General features: G+C 32.3%; 23 protein-coding genes. 17 read left to right on the top strand and 6 right to left on the bottom strand.

Going from position 1 to position 24449, the window contains the following annotated elements; all coding sequences use genetic code 11:
• Positions 1–2890 (top strand): hypothetical protein (locus RR643_RS06915; RefSeq protein ID WP_332482759.1); only part of this gene is annotated, 2890 nt, incomplete at its 5' end.
• A gap of 43 nt (positions 2891–2933) precedes the next feature.
• On the opposite strand, the gene RR643_RS06920 is transcribed toward RR643_RS06915, so the two are convergent.
• Positions 2934–3662, bottom strand: coding sequence for a LytR/AlgR family response regulator transcription factor (locus RR643_RS06920; protein ID WP_332468940.1), 729 nt, complete (start codon positions 3660–3662; stop codon positions 2934–2936).
• Positions 3663–3840: 178 nt separating this feature from the next.
• Here RR643_RS06920 and RR643_RS06925 point away from each other — a divergent pair, with 178 nt between their 5' ends.
• The 12 genes from RR643_RS06925 to RR643_RS06980 all read left to right on the top strand — a co-directional run bounded on the left by RR643_RS06925 (position 3841) and on the right by RR643_RS06980 (position 16336).
• Positions 3841–6108 carry an excinuclease ABC subunit UvrA gene (locus tag RR643_RS06925; protein ID WP_332482760.1) on the top strand — a complete coding sequence of 756 codons (2268 nt, stop codon included), beginning with the start codon at positions 3841–3843 and terminating at the stop codon, positions 6106–6108.
• A 224-nt stretch (positions 6109–6332) separates the two neighbouring features.
• Positions 6333–6833 (top strand): GNAT family N-acetyltransferase, encoded by a 501-nt coding sequence (locus RR643_RS06930; RefSeq protein WP_332482761.1) that lies wholly within the window; start codon positions 6333–6335, stop codon positions 6831–6833.
• Between the two features lie 2 nt (positions 6834–6835).
• Positions 6836–7858 carry a M42 family metallopeptidase gene (locus RR643_RS06935; RefSeq protein ID WP_332472274.1) on the top strand — a complete coding sequence of 341 codons (1023 nt, stop codon included), beginning with the start codon at positions 6836–6838 and terminating at the stop codon, positions 7856–7858.
• A gap of 1 nt (position 7859) precedes the next feature.
• The gene (locus tag RR643_RS06940; RefSeq protein WP_332468936.1) at positions 7860–8774 is read left to right on the top strand and encodes an AEC family transporter; all 915 of its coding nucleotides are present in this window, start codon (positions 7860–7862) and stop codon (positions 8772–8774) included.
• A 225-nt stretch (positions 8775–8999) separates the two neighbouring features.
• Positions 9000–11075, top strand: coding sequence for a BglG family transcription antiterminator (locus RR643_RS06945; protein WP_332482762.1), 2076 nt, complete (start codon positions 9000–9002; stop codon positions 11073–11075).
• A 13-nt stretch (positions 11076–11088) separates the two neighbouring features.
• Complete coding sequence (locus RR643_RS06950; protein WP_332468934.1) at positions 11089–11565, top strand: PTS sugar transporter subunit IIA; 477 nt, start codon at positions 11089–11091, stop codon at positions 11563–11565.
• On the top strand, positions 11562–11837 hold the full coding sequence (locus RR643_RS06955; protein ID WP_332468933.1) for a PTS sugar transporter subunit IIB: 276 nt from the start codon (positions 11562–11564) through the stop codon (positions 11835–11837). Before RR643_RS06950 ends, RR643_RS06955 begins: the two co-directional genes overlap by 4 nt.
• Before the next feature lie 18 nt (positions 11838–11855).
• Positions 11856–13199 carry a PTS galactitol transporter subunit IIC gene (locus RR643_RS06960; protein ID WP_332468932.1) on the top strand — a complete coding sequence of 448 codons (1344 nt, stop codon included), beginning with the start codon at positions 11856–11858 and terminating at the stop codon, positions 13197–13199.
• Positions 13200–13210: 11 nt separating this feature from the next.
• Positions 13211–13861 carry a class II aldolase/adducin family protein gene (locus tag RR643_RS06965; protein ID WP_332468931.1) on the top strand — a complete coding sequence of 217 codons (651 nt, stop codon included), beginning with the start codon at positions 13211–13213 and terminating at the stop codon, positions 13859–13861.
• A 1-nt stretch (position 13862) separates the two neighbouring features.
• Positions 13863–14870: a dihydroxyacetone kinase subunit DhaK gene (locus tag RR643_RS06970; RefSeq protein WP_332482763.1), complete on the top strand. Its 1008-nt coding sequence runs from the start codon at positions 13863–13865 to the stop codon at positions 14868–14870.
• A gap of 52 nt (positions 14871–14922) precedes the next feature.
• The gene (locus tag RR643_RS06975; RefSeq protein WP_332482764.1) at positions 14923–15528 is read left to right on the top strand and encodes a dihydroxyacetone kinase subunit L; all 606 of its coding nucleotides are present in this window, start codon (positions 14923–14925) and stop codon (positions 15526–15528) included.
• Positions 15521–16336 carry a Cof-type HAD-IIB family hydrolase gene (locus tag RR643_RS06980; protein ID WP_332482765.1) on the top strand — a complete coding sequence of 272 codons (816 nt, stop codon included), beginning with the start codon at positions 15521–15523 and terminating at the stop codon, positions 16334–16336. The genes RR643_RS06975 and RR643_RS06980 overlap by 8 nt, the downstream gene beginning before the upstream one ends.
• Before the next feature lie 12 nt (positions 16337–16348).
• On the opposite strand, the gene RR643_RS06985 is transcribed toward RR643_RS06980, so the two are convergent.
• Complete coding sequence (locus RR643_RS06985; protein ID WP_332482766.1) at positions 16349–17347, bottom strand: acyltransferase; 999 nt, start codon at positions 17345–17347, stop codon at positions 16349–16351.
• A gap of 15 nt (positions 17348–17362) precedes the next feature.
• A complete protein-coding gene (locus tag RR643_RS06990; protein WP_332468926.1) occupies positions 17363–18262 on the bottom strand; it encodes a LysR family transcriptional regulator in 900 nt (299 codons plus the stop codon).
• 116 nt (positions 18263–18378) lie between these two features.
• Here RR643_RS06990 and RR643_RS06995 point away from each other — a divergent pair, with 116 nt between their 5' ends.
• Together RR643_RS06995 and yaaA are read left to right on the top strand one after the other, a co-directional pair.
• Positions 18379–19608 (top strand): cation:proton antiporter, encoded by a 1230-nt coding sequence (locus RR643_RS06995; protein WP_332468925.1) that lies wholly within the window; start codon positions 18379–18381, stop codon positions 19606–19608.
• Positions 19609–19636: 28 nt separating this feature from the next.
• Positions 19637–20374: a peroxide stress protein YaaA gene (gene yaaA, locus RR643_RS07000; RefSeq protein WP_332482767.1), complete on the top strand. Its 738-nt coding sequence runs from the start codon at positions 19637–19639 to the stop codon at positions 20372–20374.
• Here yaaA and RR643_RS07005 read toward each other — a convergent pair.
• The gene (locus RR643_RS07005; protein ID WP_332482768.1) at positions 20361–20924 is read right to left on the bottom strand and encodes a chromate transporter; all 564 of its coding nucleotides are present in this window, start codon (positions 20922–20924) and stop codon (positions 20361–20363) included. The genes yaaA and RR643_RS07005 overlap by 14 nt on opposite strands.
• Positions 20924–21487 (bottom strand): chromate transporter, encoded by a 564-nt coding sequence (locus RR643_RS07010; protein ID WP_332468922.1) that lies wholly within the window; start codon positions 21485–21487, stop codon positions 20924–20926. The genes RR643_RS07005 and RR643_RS07010 overlap by 1 nt, the downstream gene beginning before the upstream one ends.
• Before the next feature lie 102 nt (positions 21488–21589).
• On the opposite strand from RR643_RS07010, the gene RR643_RS07015 reads away from it, so the two are divergent.
• Positions 21590–22483 (top strand): LysR family transcriptional regulator, encoded by an 894-nt coding sequence (locus tag RR643_RS07015; protein ID WP_332468921.1) that lies wholly within the window; start codon positions 21590–21592, stop codon positions 22481–22483.
• Between the two features lie 84 nt (positions 22484–22567).
• Entirely contained in the window at positions 22568–23788 is a 1221-nt protein-coding gene (gene ilvA, locus RR643_RS07020) for a threonine ammonia-lyase (RefSeq protein ID WP_332468920.1), read from the top strand.
• On the opposite strand, the gene RR643_RS07025 is transcribed toward ilvA, so the two are convergent.
• On the bottom strand, positions 23789–24449 hold a 661-nt coding region (locus tag RR643_RS07025), incomplete at its 5' end, for an HAD family hydrolase (RefSeq protein WP_332482769.1).

Here is a 24449-nt window from a genome sequence, read left to right on the forward strand (position 1 = left end):
AGAAAGTAAAAATGCAGAAATTACAATCTCTAGTGCTTCTTATGCGGATGCGGCAATCGATGGTGAATCTACATTAAGTGTTGATACAAAATATTACATTGATACAGATAACAATGGTGTATATGAAACAGAATTAAAAGAATCGACATTAGTTAGCCCGGAACAAAAAATAAAAGCGGTAAATACAATCAAGAATAATAACGCGAAGTCAACACGAGAAATAACTTCAGTTTTAGGTATTCTAGACTTATCAACAAGTTCAGATAGTACTAATACTTCAACTAAAATTACTTCTATAGAAGCAAATAGTATTAAGATGATGGTTTATCCAGGAAATGGCGCAGAAGGAAAGGAAAAAGCTGCAACAATAACAGGTTCTGGACCGCTGAATACAAAAGACATATTACAAGATAATTTAAAAGTTGTTTTACCAGCTGGAGGAGATGGAACTAATTTAATTTCTGATGCAAGAACGGAATTGTCATACATATTCGAATTGAAAGATGCTAACGTTAGTTTGTTAAGTCAAAAAATCCAAATAGGGGTATATCCGTTTGTACCAGCAATACTATCGACAAATATTTATTTTAATAATCCTGAAGCATTAAAACCGGATATGACAAGAGGTAAAATTCTATTTGGTAATGTAGACTCAGATACAAATGCAGATTCAAAGCATGGTGTATATCGTGTAGTTAAAAAAGATAAAACAGTACTTACATTGTTTTATAGCGAAAACTCAGTGGTAAAAGAAGGTTTAGCATATGACCAAGATAGTAATTCATATGATCAATCAGATCTATCGAATTGGCTAAATAGTAGTTTCAAAAATACTTATTTATCTGAAATTGAAAGAGCATCATTAATTAACGAAACAATCACTTTGCCTACAAATGAGCAAATCGTTGATAATGGTACTTGGCAGTATACTAATGATGCAAGAAAAGGTAAAGGACAATGGTGGTTATCAAGTTCAGATACTAATAATAATAGCCAAGCAATGGCAGTAGACAATGCAGGAACTATTGTTCCTTATGATATTAAAGGAAAGTATGGTGTTCGTCCGGTTATTGAATTAAACTTAGGATCAATTCTATATATCACACCAACAGAGATTGGAAAGCAATCAAATGGAGTTGGAGAAGAAGCACTAAAAGAAATTCCAGAAGTAACGAATGAAGTAGCAGCAAGAACAAATTACAAACTAACTCTTATTGATTCAAGTAAGCAATTTAAAATCAAAGAAGCAAATACGAATATGAGTGTGGGGGCATTAGAAACAATCACACTGAATTATCAAGGAGTAGAAGTAGGAAAAGATACCTACATATCTGCCATGATTAGTAATGATAAAGGTGAAGACATTTATTATGGAAATCTAGTGGCAGCAAACCAAAAATCTGGCGAATTAAAAATAAAAATACCATCAGGGTTAGATGGTAATTATATTTTGAAAGTATTCACAGAAACAATTAATCAAGAAGGTGCAACAGATTCCGCAAGTAAATTTGAATCAATTCCTTTGAAAATAGCAAATCTTTTAAAGGGAGAGGTTACGCTTGAAGGTAAGTATCAATATGGAGAAACAATTAAAGCATCTGTTAGTAACAGTAATGCCTTTGGAGATCTTATATATACTTGGTATATTGATGGGGTTAAAGTAGAGAATTATGACAAGTCTACCTATGTTGCAGCAAAAGAAGATATTGGCAAAAACATTAAATGTGAAGTTACTGATAAAGGTGATGGCAAGAATACAAGAAATGAAAAAATAGTTAGTCAAGCTGAAAAAATAGCGAAAAAAGACTTGGTCGTAAAGGTTAAAGATCGTTCGATTTATTTAGGAAGTGCATTGCCGGAAATCAATATTGAATACTTGGGTTATGTTGGAACAGACTTGGAGGATTTAGATACAGAAAATGTTCCATTCTTTAAAACAAAAGCAACATATAGCTATCCAGAAAGCATATCGAGTGGGTCCGTAGGGAATTTTGAACTCGAAATTCTTGATGAAAATATAGGTGAACTAAATACTGAACCAGCGAAATACTATAATTTAGTTAAGGCACTTGGTTATTTAAAAGTAGAAACTAAACCAGAGTATGTTGAAGTAGTATTTTTGGAAGAAATTCCTACTAAAGTAGTAGCGAGAAAAATAAGAAACAATAGAATCATCAGTGAAGATCAGCCAATAAATAATTCGGAAATATTAACTTATGGAAAAGGTAAAGTATCGATCATCTTTGAAGAAGAAAGTGATGAATCTTTAAATCTATCATTACCTAGCTTCTATAATTTATTGAATTCGGTATTAACAAGTGAACAATTGGAACAATTATCGAAAGGAACTCCGGTATCGATAAGAATAGTAACAAAAGAAAAAAATAGTGAATTAACGGAACAAGAACAAGAATTAATCGACACTTCTAAGAATGGAGATAATTCACTAAAAACTGTTAAAATCATGGACATTAGTTTCGAGATTAGCTTCAATAATGAACCATGGGTTCAACTTACAGAATTCAATGAAGACTTGATGTTAACATTTAAGTTAGATGAAGAGTTCCAATCATTATCAGATGAATGGTACTTAATTCATATTCATGAGGGTGAATCTACAATACTTTACGATATTGATGAAGATTCAAAAACGGTAACAGTGAATACAGGTAAGAACTCAATTTATGCATTAGCATATGAAGATGGTATAGTTGAAACAAGTGATGTAACCAATCAAGAAGAAAATTCTCATATTGTAGGTAGAACCTGTGTGATATGTAATTTATGTAATGCACCGTTTGGTATATGTCTATTTGTATGGGGTGGTGTGATAATCCTATTAATAGGTGTTGTGTTTGCGATAATGAAAGTTAGATCAGAGGGAGAATAAAAATAAGCAAAGTCAATTTTGACTTTGCTTTTGTATTTATGCATTATTTGTTGAAACGGTAAGAAAAGTATTGTTCGGAAATATCTCGATAACTACGCTTAGCAATTGGTACAGAATGGTTTTCGTATAAACTAATTGTAGATGTTTGTATTGTTTCAACAAAGGCTAAATTAACGATATATCCTTTGTAGGGTGATATGAATTGGTTGGGATAATATTTATTAAGCAATGAGACAATATTCGTTAATGAATCTCTAGCGAATACATGGTGATTATCTCTCATGTAAATTTTTTGTTCGTGATTGAAATTTTCTATGTAGATAATATCTTCAATATTAATCTTATGGATACCACCACCCACAATTTTTACTGTAAGTGAATAAATCTTTTTTTCCTTTATCATAGATAATAAACGATCGATTGCTTCATTGAATTTCTCTTGGCTGAATGGTTTAGTTAAATAATGAACGGCGTTAACTTCAAATGCATCAAGTGCATAATCGCAACTATTTGATAAAAATACGATTTTTGAATGAATATTCTTGGCACGTAATTCTTTTGCTAAATCAAGACCATTAAACTCTGGCATACAAATATCGAGTAAGAGGATATCAAAATCATGTTTATTCTCAATTTCCTTCATTAATAATTGAGCTGAGTTATAACAAAAAATTTTATATTCTAACTTGTGATGATCAAAATATCGAATTGCAGAATTATGAATGATTTTCATTTCGTTTAGTTGATCATCGCAAATTGCTATCTTAAACATTCTATCACCTCTTAACATTATAATTATACCAAAAAAAACCACTAAATTAGAAACATTAGTTACATTGATAAGCAATTAATCTGGAGTGCTATTCCTTTTTCATATTTTATTTTAAAAAATGAATTGACTCTCCCTCCATGTGAGGGTTTATACTGATACAACTGAAGGGGGAGTTAAAATGAAAAATGATCATATCATAATCAAAGGATGTAATCAAAATAACCTGAAAAATATTTCACTAAGTATACCCAAAGAAAAAATTATTGTTTTTACAGGTGTTTCAGGATCAGGTAAATCGAGTATTGTATTTGATACAATAGCGGCAGAGAGTCAAAGACAAATGAATGAAACATATTCTGCATTTATTCGTGGTAGATTACCTAAATATACAAAACCAAAAGTGGAATATATTGATCACTTAACTGCATCAGTTATCATTGATCAATCAAGATTAGGAGGTAATGCAAGATCTACTGTAGGGACAATTAGTGACATGTATTCTGCATTAAGATTATTGTACTCAAGGATTGGAACTCCTTATGTTGGAACTGCATCATACTTCTCGTTTAATGATCCAAATGGAATGTGTCCTACCTGTTTTGGTATTGGAAAAATACTCGATGTTGATATTCTAGTTGCGGTTGATGAAAACAAGAGTCTAAATGAAGGGATGTGGGAGTTACCTGCATTTCATGTAGATAACTGGTATTGGAAACAATATGTTACTTGCGGTTTATTTGATGCAAACAAGAAGTGGAAAGACTATACAGAACAAGAGAAAAATCTCATGCTCTATGGATCGTATGAAAAGGATGGAGATCAAGTTAATAAGAAAATTGAAGGGGTATATAATCAATTTAAACGATTACTTATTAAAAGAGACTCATCGGATATAGGCGATAGTTCATTATTAAAGCTTAAGAAAATTATTGTTGAACACGAATGTGATGACTGTCATGGAAAAAGACTCAATCAAAAAACACTATCTTGTAAGGTTAATAATTATAGTATAGATGAACTATGTGAAATGGAATTTACCCATCTTCGCAAAGTGTTATTAGAAATACATGATTCACGAGGTGAAAGTATAGTAGAAACATTGGTTGCTACACTTACAAGAATGATTGACATCGGATTACCCTATTTAAGTTTAAATAGAGAATCAACAACGCTATCAGGTGGAGAAGCGCAACGATTAAAATTAGTAAGATATATGGGGAGTTCATTAACAGGATGTATTTATATATTTGATGAACCTAGTACAGGAATGCATCCAAGAGATGTTTATCGAATGACAAAATTACTAAAAAGTTTGAGGGATAAAGGTAATACTGTATTGGTTGTGGAACATGATAAAGATGTTATATCCATTGCGGATGAGATTATTGATGTTGGACCAAAAGCCGGGAAACTTGGGGGTGAAATATTATTTCAAGGATCCTATGAAAAGTTACTCGAATCAAAAACATTAACAGGATATGCAATGAATGAGTTTATACCAATAAAAGAAAATCCAAGGACAATCAAAAGTTATTTACCAATACGCAATGCGAAAGTACACAACTTAAAAAATGTTTCCGTTGATGTACCTGAACATGTTTTATGTGTTGTGACAGGAGTTGCAGGATCTGGCAAATCAAGCTTATTCAGAGATGTTTTCGCGAAGGAATATGAAGATCGAGTAATTCTCGTGGATCAATCAGTAATTACCGCAACAAATCGTTCTATGCCAGTAACATATCTTGGTATATTTGATGATATTCGTAAGCTACTTTCAATAGAGAATCATGTACAACCATCCTTGTTTTCATTTAATAGTAAAGGAGCATGTCCATCATGTAAGGGGAAAGGTGTAATTGTCACTGAGCTTGTCTTTATGGATCCTGTTATTACAACGTGTGAGATTTGTGATGGTAATCGGTATAGTGAAGAAGCACTATCCTATCGTTTTAAAGGTAAGAATATTCTTGATATACTCAATATGAATGTAGATGAAGCTATCACTTTCTTTGAAGGAAATAAGAAAATACAAAACAAAATCAAAGCGATGCAAGAAGTTGGCTTGTCTTACTTATCCTTGGGACAACCACTATCCACATTATCTGGAGGAGAACTTCAAAGAATTAAATTAGCGAAATACTTAGATCAAAAAGGAAATATCTATTTACTCGATGAACCTACAACCGGGCTCCATGCATCGGATGTTAAACAAATAATGATGTTATTGGATCAATTTGTAGAGCGAGGAAATACCGTTATTGTGATTGAACATAATTTGGATGTCATGAAATTAGCGGATTACATTATAGATGTTGGACCGGATGGTGGTACTGCAGGTGGGGAGATTATTTTTGAAGGAACACCACAAGAAATGATTGAAACTTCATCTACAATAACAGCTGAATATTTAAGAAAATCGATGAATGAATGCACAAATCATAAATAACAATATATAATGATAACTATTGATATTTTAGATATTTTTAAATCACTCAAACCTATAACAACAACCATCTATTCTATTTGGAAAAGATGGTTTTCTTTTGGACCTTGTATTTATTTATAATTATAGAAAAATGTCCGGATTAAATAACTTAAAAAAGTTGAGAACTTTATCTTTAAATGAGAAGTTATGGTACTATATTAGATATATTATTCATGGAGAAGATTATGGAAATTAGATTAGCTCAAAGAGAAGATTCAGATTCGATTTTGAAAATTATACAACAAGCCCAAACATATCTTAGAGAACAAAATATTCCACAATGGCAAAATGGTTATCCTAACATGGATACTGTGATACAGGATATAGAAAGCAATAGAAATTATGTCATGTGGGATGAAAGTAAGATTGTAGGTACATGCATGTTGTCGTTTGATCGAGATCCTTATTATGAAGTAATTGAAGGGAAATGGCTAGCGGATGAACCCTATGTGGTAATCCATCGCATTGCGATAGATACAACGGTTAAGGGTAAGGGATTAGCTGCATCATTTTTCAAGTTTGCAGAGTTACAAGCAAAAGAAAAAGGTGTAAACTATATGAGGATTGATACCCATGAATTAAATCAATCAATGCGTAAATGTATTGAGAAAAATGGGTTTAAAGAATGTGGGATTGTCTATGTTATGGATCATGCCCCACGTATTGGATATGAAAGGGAGATATAAAGATGAATAAAGAGTACACATTAAATCTTGCGGAAGAAATATTAAAAATTGATAGTCCATCTGGTTTCACGAGCAATGTGATTGCGTTTTTAAAGACAGAAGCAGAAAGATTAGGTTTTAAAACAAGTGTTACACAAAAAGGAAATTTAGTGATTGAGGTTGAAGGCGATAGTCAAGAGGCTCGAGGAGTATGTGCGCATGCGGATACATTGGGGTTGATGGTTCGTTCAATTAAGAGTGATGGAAAACTTGCGGTTACAAAAGTAGGCGGACCTATCATGAATACATTAGATGGGGAGTATTGTCGTATCTATACCCGTAATGGAAAAGTAGTTACAGGAACAATACTTAGTAACTCACCTAGTATTCATGTATACAAAGATGCAACAACACTAGAACGTAACGAAGATACAATGGAAGTAAGAATTGATGAAGTTGTAAAAAATAAGGAAGATGTGGAGAAATTAGGTATTTGTAACGGTGACTTTATTGCGATTGATACAAAAACACAAATTACACCAAGTGGATTTATTAAGTCTAGATTCTTGGATGATAAATTAAGTGTTGCGATCTTGTTTAGTACATTAGAAATGATCTCTACCCATAAAATGAAGTTATCTCACAAAACTTATTTTATGATTACTGTATATGAAGAAGTAGGGCATGGTGGTGCATGGATACCAAATGACATCACAGAATTATTGGGTGTTGATATGGGATGCATCGGCACAGATTTAGCATGTACAGAATATGATGTATCGATTTGCGCTAAAGATAGTAGTGGACCTTATGATTATGATATGACTACAAAATTAATAGAAATTGCGAAGAAAGAAAAATTAAATTACGCCGTTGATATTTATCCGATGTATGGATCAGATGTATCGACAGCATTAAAATCATCAAACAATATTAAAGGTGCATTAATCGGTCCTGGTGTTCATGCCAGTCATGGAATGGAAAGAAGTCATATTCAAGCAGTAGAATCAAGTATTAAACTATTGATTGAATATTTAAGTAATTAAGATGGAAATCGTAGTACCTTTATTTCTACAAATTGTAAAAATGTTTTGTTTGATGTTTGTTGGATATATCCTTTACAAACAAAAAGTATTTAATGATGAAACGGTTAAACAAGTAGGTAACTTCTTATTGAGATATGTTATCCCAAGTGTTTTAGTTACATCATTTATTCGAGAATTTAATCCAGTAGAATTCCAACTTCTCGGTATATCATTTGCATTAAGTATTGTTGTTATTGGAATTGGTATTGTCTTTGCAAATCTTGTCTTTAGAGGAAATAAACTTATAGAACGGTTTGCATCCATCTTTACAAATTCATCATTTGTAGGTGTACCAATTATTATTGCGATGTTTGGTCAAGATGCAGTATTTTACCTTAGTGCGTATATTGTAATCTTTATTATCTTAGTATGGACATTAGGTATTTACATGATGACGGGTGATAAAAGTGAAGTATCATTTAAAAAAGTAATCACCAATCCAAATACGCTTGCGGTGATTTTAGGATTAGTGTTGTATTGTACACCGATAGAAATGCCAACACTCATTATTGATGTATTTAAAAGTATAGGTGCGATGAATACACCGCTAAGTATGATTGTATTAGGTACCTATCTTGCGAAAGACTCTATTATCAAACTATTTACAAATAAGAGATGTTATCTTGTAGCACTAGCACGATTGATCGCTATTCCATTACTAACAATTTTATTTCTTAAATTTATACCGAATGACTATATGCAAATCAAGTTAATTGTATTGGTTGCGAATAGTGTTCCGTGCGCTAATACATTAGCAATCTTTGCACAAATGTATAATCAAGACTATACAACAAGTGCACATATAATTTCATTTACAACTATATTGAGTATCATAACTATTCCAATGATTGTGGTCATTGCACAAATGGTTTGGTAATGTATAATACAAAAAATGCTTGGTGAATGCCAAGCTTTTTATTTACTGGTATAGTTTTAAAGGACAAAAAATATAATTCTCCATAGAATTAGGCGTTATTCAACATTTTTATAAACTTCGTGACCAGTTGGTAACATCGAAGTTTATTTTTTTCCAAAAAAGCAGTAGAAAATCAAATTTGGTGTGAAAATTAGATTCAAGTAGAATTTAAATTAGGAGGAAGCTATGAACATTCGAACAAAGAAAATAATCATTTCAATATTGGATAATCCAGAAATAACAGTTACTAAACTTGCATATGAATTCAATGTTTCTGAACGAAGCATAAGAAATGACATTCAAGAGTTAAACAACTTTCTTTGTGAACAAAAGATGGAAGAAATCATAATTCATCAAAATAAGTATTTGTCAGTCAATGCAATTAACTTAAATGAATGCCTGAAATTAATAAATGATAGTGGCTTCTATGACTACAAATTATCCAAAGAAGAAAGAATATATATCATCATAGAGTTGTTGTTAAGTGTTGATGGTTATCTAACGATTTCTGAATTAGCTGATAGGCTATATATAAGTGTCTCAACGGTTAATGCAGATTTAAAATCATTATCAGAATTTGCAAAAAAACACAACGTTAAATATACATCAGAACAGTATAAGGGTATAAAACTTGAAGGTGATGAATATTCTAAGAGGATGTTACTTCTCGATATGATATGTTCTGATTCGTCGATATTTAGTATTGGACTTAGTAGAACATTCAACGAAAGTTTGAAGGATAAAGGGATTGATAGAGTAAATCAAGTTATGTCGTATTTTGAGTCAAGTAGCAAAATCATGATGACAGATAGTTCTTACAAAAGAATTAATTCATATTTATATATTATGATGCATCGAATTCGTGAGGGCTATCAAATAGAAGATGTAGATGCGAATGTTGATGAAATCTATAGAATTAATGGAAACAAACTATGTCAATTAATTGATCAAGAGTTTTCTCTGAATTTACCAGCGGAAGAAATAAATGGTGTCGCGAATATTCTAAGTAATCTTAAATATTTAAAAACGAATAAAGTAAGCAATGATATTATTCGAATTCAGTTTTATGTAAATCGTTTAATAGAAGAGTTAAAAAAAGCTTTACACCTTGATCTATCGACGGACTATTTATTCTTTATTCGCCTATGCCTACATGTTGAATATATGACTCGAAAAAAAATACAGCATGTAATAGATGAAAGAATACTTAAAGAAGTATGTAATGAAAATAAGCAAATAGTAAAGGCTATAAATGATTCGATGCATATTCTAGAAGAATTATTGAATAGAAGTGTAAAAGATATTGAAAAAGAATATATAATCCTACATGTTTGTGCTGCAATTGAACGAAAAAAAATAAAAGAGTCTGGGCTTAAGGTTGTTTTAATTAGTGATGTTGGTATTGCATCCAGTCAATTGTTACTAGAAAAAATTAAGAATAACTTCGATTTCTCAATTATTGATATATTACCAGTTCATGCATTAGAAAAATTCAACTTAAATGGTGTTGATTTAATACTGTCAACAGTCAAAATGAAAAATCAAAAAATAACTATTCCTTGGGTGAAAATCAATTTGAATTTTACAGATGATGATTATTCCAAAATTACACAATCAGTAAATGGAATAAAGTCACAAAGAGTTCTTGGTGAGAAAGATAAAAAGGAAGAAGAAAATCTTGTTTCAGAAATAACTGAAATATTAAGAGAGTATAACTTGAAGGAAGAGCGAGAAATTGTCGAGAGAGTTAAGAAGGTAGTAAAGAAGAAAATACAAAATGATGATGTCAATGAAAATCCAGAAATAACAGAGAAGAAAAAACTTTCGGAGTTACTGACTGTCGAAATGATTAACTTTGATATTGATGCGAATAGTTGGCAAGAAAGCATTACTAAATCAGCTGATCTTCTTTTGGGGAAAGGGTATATCGAAGAAAGATATATTCAAGCGATGATTAATAAAATCGAATGCAATGGGCCTTATATGGTTTTGGCAAAAGGATTTGCTGTCCCACATGCAGGTGTAGATGATGGAGGTAAGAAGACAGGATTTAGTTTGATTAAACTTAAAAAAGCAGTTGATTATCACTCTCCGTTAGGGGATGTACAGTTTATTTGTTGCTTATCTGTAACGGATATGACAGCACATCTCAGGGCATTCTTTAGTTTAGTTAACTTGTTACAAAATAAAGAATTTTATTCAAAGATGATTGAAAGTGAAACACCGCAAATCTTACATAAATTAATTGAAGAATATGAATAGGAGAAGATAAGAAATGGGAATATTATGCGACTCAATAAATGAGGATTTAGTGATTCTTGATGTAGATGTTGAAGATAAAAAAGATGTGCTGGGAATCTTGGCAACTAAAATGCTAGAGATGAATATTGTCAAAGATACATATTTACAAGGGGTTCTAAATAGAGAACAAGTATATCCGACAGGATTATTATTAGGTGACTTCAATGTTGCGATACCACATACCGACAGTTCGCATGTAAATAAAAATGCAATTGCAATTGCGAAACTAAAGAAACCAGTGAAATTTAAATATATGGCAGATCCAAAGATGGATGTAGAAGTAAGTTTGATTTTTATGTTAGCGATAAGTGATCCTAAAAATCAAGTACCAGTTTTGTCACTTTTAATGAATATATTATCTAATCAAGATAATGTTTCAGCTCTTGCGAATGCAAGAAATAAAGATGAGTTTTTGCAAATACTAAAAGAAAAGGAGGTAGAGTGCAAATGAAAAAAGTTGTAGTAGCATGTGGATCAGGAGTTGCAACATCGCAAACTGTTGCATCTAAAGTTGAATCAATGCTAGAAAATGAAGGTATTAATTGTCATGTAGAAGCTGTTGATATTAAATCTTTAGACAATATTATTGATTCGATTGACGTTTACATCACAATTGTACCAGGATCAAAATCATATGATGTTCCGACTGTGAATGGAATTGCGTTCCTAACAGGAATGGGAATCGATGAAGAATTCGAGAAATTGAAAAACTTACTAAAGTAAGAATAAGGAGGATAGAAAATGTTTAATGATATTTTGCAATACATTTTAGGATTAGGGGCAGCTATATTCTTGCCTGTAATCATGATAATTATAGGGTTGATCGTAAAATTAAAATTAAAGAAAGCAATCATCGCAGGGTTGACACTTGGGGTAGCATTTACTGGTATGTCAGTCATCCTGGATTTCATGTTTGGTGCTATTTCACCAGTAGCAACACAATTTGTACAAAATACTGGTATAGCGTTGAATGTAATTGATGTTGGTTGGTCGCCAATGGCTGCAATTGCATGGGCATGGCCATATGCGCTACTTGTTTTCCCACTTCAAATTATTATTAATTTAGTTCTACTTGGATTTAAATGGACGAATGTACTGAATGTTGATTTGTGGAATGTATGGGGAAAAATCTTTACAGCTACGATGGTAAGTGCATTTACAAATAATGTTTATTTAGGTTTCCTTGCGGCTGCTATTCAAGTTGTTCTTGAATTAGTGGTAGGTGGTGCAAGTCAAAAACAAATTCAAAAAGAAACAGGTATTCCAGGTGTTACTTGTACCCACTATATGCTGCTTCAAGCTTTATGGATGAATCCTATTAATAAGTTAATGGATAAGATTCCGGGTTTAAATTCAAAGAGTTTTGAAACTGATAAGATTAAAGAAAAATTAGGTATCTTCTCTGAAAATAGTGTAATGGGATTTATCGTAGGATTACTACTTTCGTTGCTTGCAGGGAATTCAATTGGAGCATCACTACAAGTTGCGATGAAAGTTGCGACAGCATTAGTTTTATTCCCAATGGTAGCTAAACTATTTATGCAAGCATTAGCACCAATTGCAGATGCTGCAGGAACATTTATGAAGAGTAAATTCAAAGACAGAGAAATTTATATTGGACTTGACTGGCCATTCATGGCAGGACGTTCAGAAATTTGGATCGTTTCTATTATTCTTGTACCAGTTGAATTGGCATTAGCATTCTTAATGGCAAAATTTGGGTTTGCAAATGTATTGCCATTAGCTGGAATCATCAACATTATTGTTGCTGTTCCTGCGTTAGTTGTAACAAATGGTAACTTAGTAAGAATGTTCATATTAGGTGTTATCTTTACCCCAATATATTTATTTGTATCATCTGCATTTGCTCCAGCTGCAACAGCTTTAGCACAAGCAGTAGGAACAATTACAATTCCTGCTGGACAAATGATTACATATTTTGGTGTAGAAGCTCCATTGTTTAGATATTTTATTTCAACAGGGTTATCAGGAAATATCATCGGTATTGTTGGTTTATTGATTATGGCAGGATTATTAATTTACTATATTAAGACAATGAAGAAAAAAGACAGTGAAACTGAATAAAGGGAGGGTTTATGTTAGAAAAAATTAAAGAGGAAGTATTGAAAGTTGCATTAGAGGCGCAACGAATTGGTTTATGTAAACACAAATCAGGTAACTTCAGTATAAGAGATAAGGAAACTGGATATGTATGTATTACTCCATCTGGAGTAGATAGAGAATGTTTAAAAATTAGTGACATTAGTGTTTTAGATCAAGATTTAAAACTGATTGAAGGATTAAAACCATCAAGTGAAGCGTTAATGCATATCGAAGTTTATAAAGCATGTCCAGATGCTTTTGGAATTGCGCATACACATTCAAAAATGGGAACATCATTCGCGGTATTGAATAAACCGATTCCTGCAGTTATATATGAAATTGCTGGATTCAGATTAGCTGATGGGAAAATACCAGTAGCTCCTTATGGAAGACCTGGAACAATTGATCTTGCTAAGCGTGTTGCTGAAACAGCTGTAAGCTCAGACATGTTATTGATGGAAAAACACGGTGTTATTGCTTTAGGTCCAACTCTACAAGATGCATTCTTAAGTGCTCAATATATTGAAGAAGTTGCAGAAATTTATTTTAATACACTAGTAATTAATCAAGGGAAAGAACCAGAAGTATTTACAAAACAAGAATTAGAAAGCTGGAAATACCCAGAAGTTTTTACGGAGAAATAAAATGAAGAAAATTTTGAATAGCCCTCAAGATTTTGTTAGAGAAACAGTTGAAGGTATTTGCTTAGCCTATCCAAAACAAGTAAAGATGCTAAATGATGACTTTAGAATGTTAGTACATGCTGATAATACCAAGAAACAAAATAAAGTGGGAATTATAACAGCAGGAGGAAGTGGTCATTTACCAGTGTTCCTCGGTTATGTGGGTCAAGGACTTTTAGACGGTTGTGCGATTGGTGATGTATTTGCATCACCTTCGTCTTCCAAGATGACAGACCTAATTCGTGCTTGCGATTTTGGACAAGGTGTACTTTGCTTATATGGTAATTATGGTGGCGATAAAATGAATTTCGCTATGGCTACTGAAGAAGCTGAATTCGATGACATTAAAACAGCATCAGTTTTAGTTTCAGATGATATTGCTTCATCAGACGAATATGAAAAAAGACGTGGTGTTGCAGGGATGGTGTATGCATTTAAAATTGCAGGTGCAGCAGCGGATTTGGGATATAGTTTAGAAGAAGTAGCAGAAATAACTACAAAGGCTTTAAGAAATATAAGAACCATGGGTGTAGCACTGTCACCATGTATTGTACCTACTGTTGGTGCACCTACATTTTCAGTTGAAGATGGAAAAATGGAGATTGGGATGGGCATTCATGGGGAAGCAGGAATTGAAATTGCAGATATTATGAAAGCAGATGATATCGCAGATTTGATGTTCAAGAAAATAAACTCAGAACTTAATTTAGAATCTGGTGATACAGTTTCGATAATGGTGAATGGATTGGGTGCAACACCTCAAGAAGAATTATTCATTTTATATCGCAAAATAAATACAATCTGCAAAGAAAAGAATATTAATTGTATTTATCCCCATATTGGAGAATATGCAACTTCAATGGAAATGGCAGGTTGTTCAATTACAGTCTTTAAATTGAATGAAGAATTTATGAAATTACTAGAAGCTCCTGCAATATCTCCGTTCTATACAAACAATAATATGAATTAAATAATCGAGGTTTGTGAAAACAAACCTTGATTCATAATTGAGAGGAAAACATATGAAAACAAAAGACTGCGTTGCATATTTTAAAAAAATTCATGAAGAGATTCATTTGAACTCAGCGAAATTAGTTGAACTTGATCAAGCGTTTGGTGATGGAGACTTAGGGATATCGATGGATCAAGGATTTCTAGCAATCTACCAATTTTCTCAAATTTGTGATGAAGAAGATTTCGGAAAATATTTCTTACAAGTTTCAAAAGTATTTAATGAATCCGCACCATCATCTTTGGGAACAATTATTTCATTTGGTTTTATGGGTATGGCAAAGAGTATGAAGGGTATAACGGATGCTAAACTAAGTGATTTTCAAATTGCATTAAAAAAGGGACTTGAGAATATCAAAGAGAAAACAAATTCGAAGGTTGGAGATAAAACAATTATTGATTCTTTGGAACCTGCAATTGATGCATTTGCGGACGCGAATGATAAGGTTGATGCTCTCAACAATGCTTTTATTGCATCAGAAAAAGGAATGACGAATACGAGTGATTTAATTGCTGTCCATGGTAGGGCATCTTATCATAAGGAAAAAACATTGGGCCACATCGATGGTGGAGCATATGTTTCTTATGTAATATTTAAGGCGCTATGTAATGATTAAACTTGTTGTAACTGACTTAGATGGAACTTTATTAAATAATCAAAGAGAGTTGAGTAATGTAAATGAAAATACAATAAGAAAACTCTTACAAGAGAACATTACGATATGCTTTGCAACAGGTAGACCTTTACAAGGTATCACTAAATTCATAGATGCTTGCGAATTAACAAATTTCGATAGTTACTCAATTACGAATACAGGAGCAAGTGTATATAGCAATAAAAAATTTCAATTGTTATCTTCCAATTATTTGAATGAGAAAGAATATAATACAATTTTAAATCACATCAAAGAAAATGATATCCAATTAGCGGGATATAGTGATTTTGACTTGTATAGTTTTTCTGAGAAAATTAATTCTGCTTTAATACATGATTCAAAGATATTAAGTATGCCAATAACTACTACAACTTTTGCAAGTATTAAAAATCCTGTATGTCGTCTAAATATTATGGGGGACAAAAAAGAAATCGATCAAGCAATTGAATGCTTACCCCAAGATATATTTGATAATTACTATACTGTTAGAAATGAAACATTCAGTTTTGAATTGTTAAATAAGAATTCAGGAAAAGGCAATGCAATAAAATATTTAATGAATTATTTGGGCTTGAAGAAAGAAGAAGTCTTAGTAGTTGGAGATAATTTCAATGATGTGGATATGCTAGTTGAAGCAGGTATTAGTGTAGCAATGGGACAGTCACATCCAGATATAAAAAAAGTTTGTACCTATATTACAGATACAAACGAAAATGATGGATTTACTAAAGCAATTGAAGATATAATATTTAACTCTCCTCGTAAATAATTTACGGGGATTTTATTTTAGTAAAGGAATTTTGTGTTTGATTAAATATGATACTAAAAGTGTAGGGATTAATACAGAGAATAATCTAAATACACCACTATCAAATAGATAACCATATTGTGTGCCTAATAGAATTGGTATTAATTCTAAGAAGATACCATGACTGAAATAGATGATGACACTGTATTCACGCATTGCTGCAAAATCGACTTTCCATTTTATATTTGTATTGAGTAAGGTTATAAACCAAAAGAAACTAAATGGGACAACCATGAAATAGAAGTTATAGTCAATTGCCCATCCAAATGATTTGATGGAGAAAGCTTCAATGCATAATGCAATAAAGAAGAAGATTGCATAAACCCATGCATGTTTAATTTTTTCAGCAAGATTGATTTTTGCGATAAACATTCCCATTGATACAAACAGGATACCAAAGAATAATCCATTTCTTGTGGTAAAGAAAATCATAAGATAGATATTGAATGCATCAAGAAATGCTCCATTTGGAATGATACCGTAATAAGTTTCTAAACATCCAAAGATAAATAGAATTAATCCTACAATTAATAATGATTTCATTGAGAATTTCTTTAAATAGAAGTAACAGAAACAAATCGCAAAGATAAGTGCTGCCATATACCATAAATGAAAATAAGTACCAAAGTTAACCAAAGCTAGGAATGAACCTGCTGCCCATAGGACTGGTGTCATTTCCATAAAACCATTTAATAAGTGAATGCCAAGTGGAATATATAAAACACTCCATACTAAATATAAACGAACAAGTTTAATCGTGTACTTCTTAAAACGTTCTGGTGTGGGATTTCCTTTTTGAAAGAAATAACCTGCCGCAACAAAGAAGAAGGGGATAACAACACGCCCAACAATGTTACTAGTAATAAAACCTAGTGTTGGGATACTTGTATAGAAAGGATATGTATGTACGATAATGACAAGAAATGCAGAAATGAATTTCATCAAGTCAATGGCGTTATAATTTTTTTTCATAATTGACCTCTAATATTAGATACTACGATCTTGATTGCATGAATATAATGACACAATCTCTTGTATAAGTTCTGGATAGTTAAAATCTTTGTGGTAAATCAAATTTACTTCACGGGACATAGTTAGATTTTCGATTGGTAATGCGATAAGCTTATTTTTTTTAATTTCGTCAATCAATACACTATGAGGTAAGATACTTGAGCCAAAGTTCTGACGTATTAAATCTTTAATTGTGGAAACGTTATCAACTTCTAAGGTTATGTTTAATTCATTGATAGAGTAACCATTACTTTGTAGATGGGATGCGAATAGTTTTCTTGTGTCTGAGTTTGGAAGGCGCAAGATGAGCTTTTCATCCTTTAGATCTTCGATACTAACAACTTTTTTCTTACTAAGTGGATTGTCTTTAGAAACAGCAAGTATGAGATAATCAGTATCCAATAGAATATGATTGAAGTTAGAATCAATGATTTTTCCTTCTACAATCGCCATATCAATTTCATAAGTCTTGAGTTTTTTATAAAGATTTTTTATGGTGTCAGAAATAATTGTTATGAGTATGTCTTGATTTTCGGAACTATATTTAGCCAGTGTTTCAATCATATAATTACTTTCAGCTGTATGTGTAATTCCGATTACAAGACGGGATAAGTGTGTAGATTGATCTTCTATGGCTTGTTTCAAATTTTGATATAATGTTTTAATTCGTGTTGCATACTTTACGGCAATATCGCCTTCAACAGTGGTTTTTAGTGCACCTTCTGTACGTAAGAAGAGTTGGGTGCCTAAGTCTTTTTCCAACATTTTAATATGCTGACTTACTGCAGGTTGTGTTAGATTTAATACTTTTGCTGCCTTAGTAAAACTCTTCGTTTCATTAACCGCTAGTAAAGTTTCGAGTTTTTGATCAATCATTATAATACCTCCTCATAAATAATATTTATAGGTGTAGTAATAAACATAATTTTATTTTATGTATATACCTTGTCATAATTATATCATGAAATGAAGAAAAAGGAAGGTAACCAAAAATGTCCAATTTAAATGAAACAACTCTTATCCTCTGTTCACTAGCGATTATTTTATTTGCAGGATTTCTAGGAACAAGGATGACAAAAATAGTAAGACTTCCCAATGTGAGTGGGTATATCCTTGCGGGAGTTTTAATAGGTCCAAGTCTATTGAATTTAGTTCCATCTTCAATATTAAATCATATGGGATTCATTAATGATATTGCATTGGGGTTTATTGCATTTGGTGTAGGAAAGTTCTTTAAAAAAGAAATTATAAAAGAAACAGGAATTAAAGTTATAGTAATTACGTGTTTTGAAGCATTGTTGGCAGGATTCCTTGTCACACTAGCGATGCGTTACTTATTTAACTTATCATGGAATTTTGCGCTTATTCTTGGCGCTATAGCAACTGCGACAGCTCCAGCAAGTACAATGATGACCATACGTCAATATCATGTGCGAGGTGATTATGTAAATACGTTATTACAAATCGTAGCACTGGATGATGTTATTTGTTTACTCACATTCTCTACAGTGGTTGCGTTTATTAATTCAAGTGTATCTGGAAGTGTTAGTGTACAAGAAGTTCTCTTACCAATTTTATATAATATTGGATCTTGGGGACTTGGTATTGTAGCCGCAATGGTTTCAAGTCAATTATTAAAACATAGAAGCACAGACAATAAACTAATTCTTACGCTTGCATTCTTATTGGGCATATCAGGAATTTGTGCACAATTTGATGTATCTCCATTACTTGCCTGTATGATATTTGGTGCAGTTTATATTAACTTAACTAAAGATAAAAAACTATATGATCAAGTGAATCAATTTAATCCACCCATTATGTCTTTATTTTTTATTGTTTCAGGTATGAGATTGGATATCCAATCATTACTTGTTGCAGGGTCAATTGGTATTGGATATTTCGTTATTCGTATTCTAGGTAAATACCTAGGAACAGCAATAGGTTGTCGTTTAATGAATATGCCAAAGACTTATGAGAAATACATGGGTCTTGCGATGATACCTCAAGCAGGTGTAGCAATTGGTTTGGCATTTCTTGCGGAAAGATTACTACCTCCTGAAATGGGAACGGTTTTACTAACCATTATTTTATCATCCTCAGTTCTTTATGAAATGGTTGGTCCAGCGTGTGCTAAGTTATCATTTATCTTAGCAGGACTCATTGAAAAAGAACCACATTTACCAAAACAACCAAATCATCATAAGGTAATCGAGTCATAAATATGTTAAAATGCTTTTGGTGATCAAGATGAAAATTATTATTTCTCCTGCAAAGAAAATGATTGATACAAGTGATTCTTTTGTGCCCTCTACAAAGCCTTGTTTCTTACATGATGCAAAAACTATCTTTAATACAATAAAGAAACTAAATAGAGAAGAACTAAAAACAGTTTTAAAATGCAACAATCAATTAGTTGATTTGAACTATGATCGTTATGCAACAAACAAATTGGAAAAAGCAAATATGATGGCTCTTGTAACGTATCAAGGATTACAATATCAAGAAATGGCACCTCATGTTTTTTCTGATGATGCATGGCAATATGTAAATGAACATTTGGTTATTTTAAGTGGTTTGTATGGTTATCTAAAACCAACAGATGCAGTGGTACCATATCGCTTGGAGATGCAAGCTAAAATCAAGATAAAAAATCATCATAATTTATATGATTTCTGGGGAGATAAAATAGCGAAAGAGTTACTTCAAGATAATGATGTAATTATTAACTTAGCATCCAAAGAATACAGTGATGTTATTGAGCCGTATTGTAAAGACAGAATGATTACAATTGTATTCGGTGAATTAATAAATGACAAAATAAAAATAAAAGGCACTCTTGCGAAAATGGCAAGAGGTGCCATGGTACGTTATATGGCTGAACATAATATTACGCAAGTAGATGACATGAAGCATTTTAATCTCTATGGGTTTGCGTATAGTAAACAACATTCATCAAAAAATGAAATTGTATTTATAAAGCAGTAACATAGAATAATACGACTTTAGCTACTCCGCATAGTAACATCACTGTAATTGGGTTTGCTTTAAACTTACTTAAGACAATAAACGCAATAGCGAAGATGACAATCATATCTATGCGCATTGTTCCAATTGAAACAGCTGCGGTTCCCCATAATGCAGTGGTGAGAATTGATATACCTGCTGTTGCAATCATTGCGACAACTGCAGGACGTAATGTACTTAAGACATTTTGTATCCACGCTACATTCTTATATTTTATGTAGAAGAAAGCTAATACAGATACAATAATTGATGCAGGCAAAACACAACCAACTGTTGCGATAATAGCACCAAAGATTCCTCCTACTTGTAGTCCAACGAATGTTGCGGTATTAATCGCGATGGGACCGGGTGTCATTTGTGAAATTGTAACAAGATTTGCGAATTCACTTAACTCTAACCATTTATGCAATGTAACTACTTGTTCCTGGATGAGTGGTAATGCAGCATATCCTCCACCAAAACTAAATAAACCAATTTGAAGGAAACTAATAAATAATTGTAGATAAACCATTAGTTATCCCTCCTTTGAAAAATATACATACGTGCAATACCAATAATGATGCATGTAATAACAATCCAAGCAACATTGATTTTAAATACAAAAGCACTAATGAAAGCAATGATCATAACAATGTTATTGAGCATGCTTTTTTCTTTTACGATACCCAATGCCATATCAACAACTACTGCAGCAATAACGGCAGCGACACCCGATTGCATACCATCTAACATCAATGCGATAAATTGATTCGCTTGGAATGCTTCGTAAAAATAAGAAACAATTGTGATGATAATAAATGGTGGTAGTACAGTTCCAAGGATTGAAATTAATACACCAAATATACCATCAAGTTTATAGCCTACTACAATTGCTCCATTTACTGCCATAACACCAGGTGCTGATTGTGCAATAGCGACGAGGTCTAACATTTCTTTTTCATCAATCCAATGATATTGATCAACAAATTTATTCTTCAATAATGTGATAATGACATAACCACCACCGAAGGTAAAAGCACTAAGATATAGTGTAGATAAAAACAATTTCTTTCTTAATTCAGCTTTATTTTCCATTTCTTTTCTCCCCTATGTACAAGTTTACGCCGGAAAGGTATATAATTAAATTAGTATTATCTTATAGAATACATATTGAAAATGATATGTATAGGAGGAATGATGACATTACGACATTTGAAAATCTTTGTGATGGTTTATCAAAAAGGAAGTATTACGAAAGCTGCAGAAGAGTTGCATCTTGCACAGCCTGCAGTTAGCTTAGCTATTAAAGAAATGGAAGAGTATTATGGTATTCGATTGTTTGATCGATTAGCTCGTAAAATATATCCAACAGAAGTAGCGAATCGCTTGTTTGAAAATGCATTGCAAATTCTTGTCATGTTTGATGAAATGGAACAAAATTTAGTGAATTATGAAATACTAGGGACATTGCGTATTGGAACCACAATCACAATAGGTAATTTTATACTTCCAACTATTATCAAATTATTCAAAGAGAAATATCCAAAAACAAAAGTACAAGTTACCATCAACAATAGTGAACACATAGAAAACTTACTCATTGAAAATGAAGTCGATTTGATTTTACTTGAAGGAAGATGTCACTACAAAGAAAAGATGATAGAGATACCTTTTCACAAAGATGAATTGTGCTTGATAGTTGGTAAAGAACATCACTTAGCAAAACGAAAGATAATTCAATTGAAAGAGTTAGAAAACTGTGACTTGTTATTTAGAGAACCGGGTAGTGCAGAAAGAGATTTATTAAATAGTTTATTTACTGCGAATGATGTCATCATTAAACCAATTTGGGAAAGCGTGAGTACTAAAGCCTTAGTAAGAGGTGTCGAAAAAAATCTGGGTGTATCTATATTACCTTATCTGATGATACGTGATGATTTACAAAGAAAAGATGTTGTTAAGTTAAAAATAGAAGGCATTGATTTAGTGCGCAACTTTATGGTCATTTATAACAAGAATAAGTATTTAACTGAATCTGCACAAACATTTGTGAAATTGTGCAAAGACTGGGATGTTATCAAAGACTTATAATAGAAACATGAAATGATTGTGAAAAGTGTTTAATTTCACAAGGATTTGAAGTAGAATTATAAAAGAAATTTGGAGTGTACACTTATGAAAATTGAAATGATTCAAGAAGCAAAAGAAGTACTAAAAGGTGTTATTACGAAAACACCGATTATTGATGCATCACTTATTCATAATAATTTGTGGATTAAAGCAGAGAACTTACAAAAAACAGGGGCATTTAAGCTTCGTGGAGCATATTATAAATTAAGTAAACTTACACCTGAACAAAAGGCTTGCGGTGTCGTAGCGGCAAGTGCAGGCAACCATGCGCAAGGTGTAGCGTATGCATGTCGTGACATGGGAATCAAAGGAACAATTGTTATGCCTGCAACAGCACCTCTATCGAAGATAGAGGCTACTCGTAGTTATGGTGTAAATGTAGAACTTGTGGGAGATACATTTAATGATGCCTATGAATTTGCGAAAGAACTCGTATGTAAAACAGGGGCAATCTTCATTGAACCATTTGATGATGAAGAAGTTATTGCAGGACAAGGGACAATAGGGTTAGAAATTCTTGAAAAAATGCCAGATGTTGAAACAGTACTTGTACCAATTGGTGGTGGAGGATTAGCGAGCGGAATTGCATTCGCTATTAAATCATTAAAACCATCAGTACGAGTAATTGGTGTTCAAGCAAAGCATGCACCAAGTATGAAAGTATCAATTGAAGAAAATAAAATTACAGAAGCAGAAGTAAATACAATGGCTGATGGTATCGCGGTTAAAAAACCAGGTAACAAAACATTTGAGATTTGTAGAGATTATTTAGATGATGTTGTTTTAGTTGGTGATAAAGAAATCTCCGCAACGATCTTGATGTTACTTGAAAAGATGAAACTTGTTGCAGAAGGAGCTGGTGCAACAGCGATAGCTGCTGCTGTATTCCATAAAGTTAGTATTGATCAAAAGAAAACAGTTGCGGTTTTATCAGGCGGCAACATTGATGTAAACTATTTAGCACAAATTATTGATTTAGGATTAATTAAAACAGGCAGACGTTTCTCTGTATCATTCCATTTAACAGATAAACCTGGAAACTTAAAACGTGTTATAGATACGTTATCAGAAGTAGGGGCAAATATTATTACAGTTGAACATGATCGTTTATCAAACGAAGTATTGAAACATCAATGTTCAGTATCGATGGTACTTGAAACATTGAATCAAGAACATAAAGAAAGCCTAATAGATAGGCTTAAGAGTGAAGGATATGAAGTCGAAGTAAGAAAAGGTGAACTTATTGCGACTGACCTTGATGAGTAATTATTGTTCCTTAAGGAATTCAAGAATATCAACAAAATTATTTGAATGAAATATGATTTGGGGATAATGTTGAAATGCTTCCCAACCATATTGATGCAAAAGAATAATGGATTTAAATCCAGCTTGTATGGCACATTCAACACCACTTAAAGAGTCTTCGAATATGATGCAAGACTCTTTTTCTGTGCCTAAAATCGCCAATGCATCATTAAACATGTCCACTTTATCTTTATATTTACCGTTATCATAAATAATATCTTCTAGTCTCATCCATTGATCCAAGCGGAAGGTTGAATAGAAAAATTCAATGTTTTCAATGATAGATGCACTAGCGATGGTAAAAGGTATCTTATTTTCCTTAAGATAATTCATAACTCCTGTTGAACCATCAACTAAACTTAAATTTGGAATACTTCTACACACATCGCGATAAATTTCTTCTTTCTTTTTAGAAAAATAGTTTTTTTCCTCCATTGTAAAACGTCCTGGAGCAAGTCTTTCAATTGCCTCAACATTAGGACAACCATGAATACAAGTATTCATATCATAATCACTTAATTCTCTATCAAGCAATTCTTTTGCCAGGTTTTTCCAAGCGGTGTTGTGGAAATCACTGTCAAATAATAATGTTCCATTAAAATCAAAGATTGCACTTTTATAT

Origin of the sequence: Anaerorhabdus sp., from assembly GCF_036637135.1 — a bacterium.
GTDB lineage: Bacteria > Bacillota_I > Bacilli_A > Erysipelotrichales > Erysipelotrichaceae > Anaerorhabdus.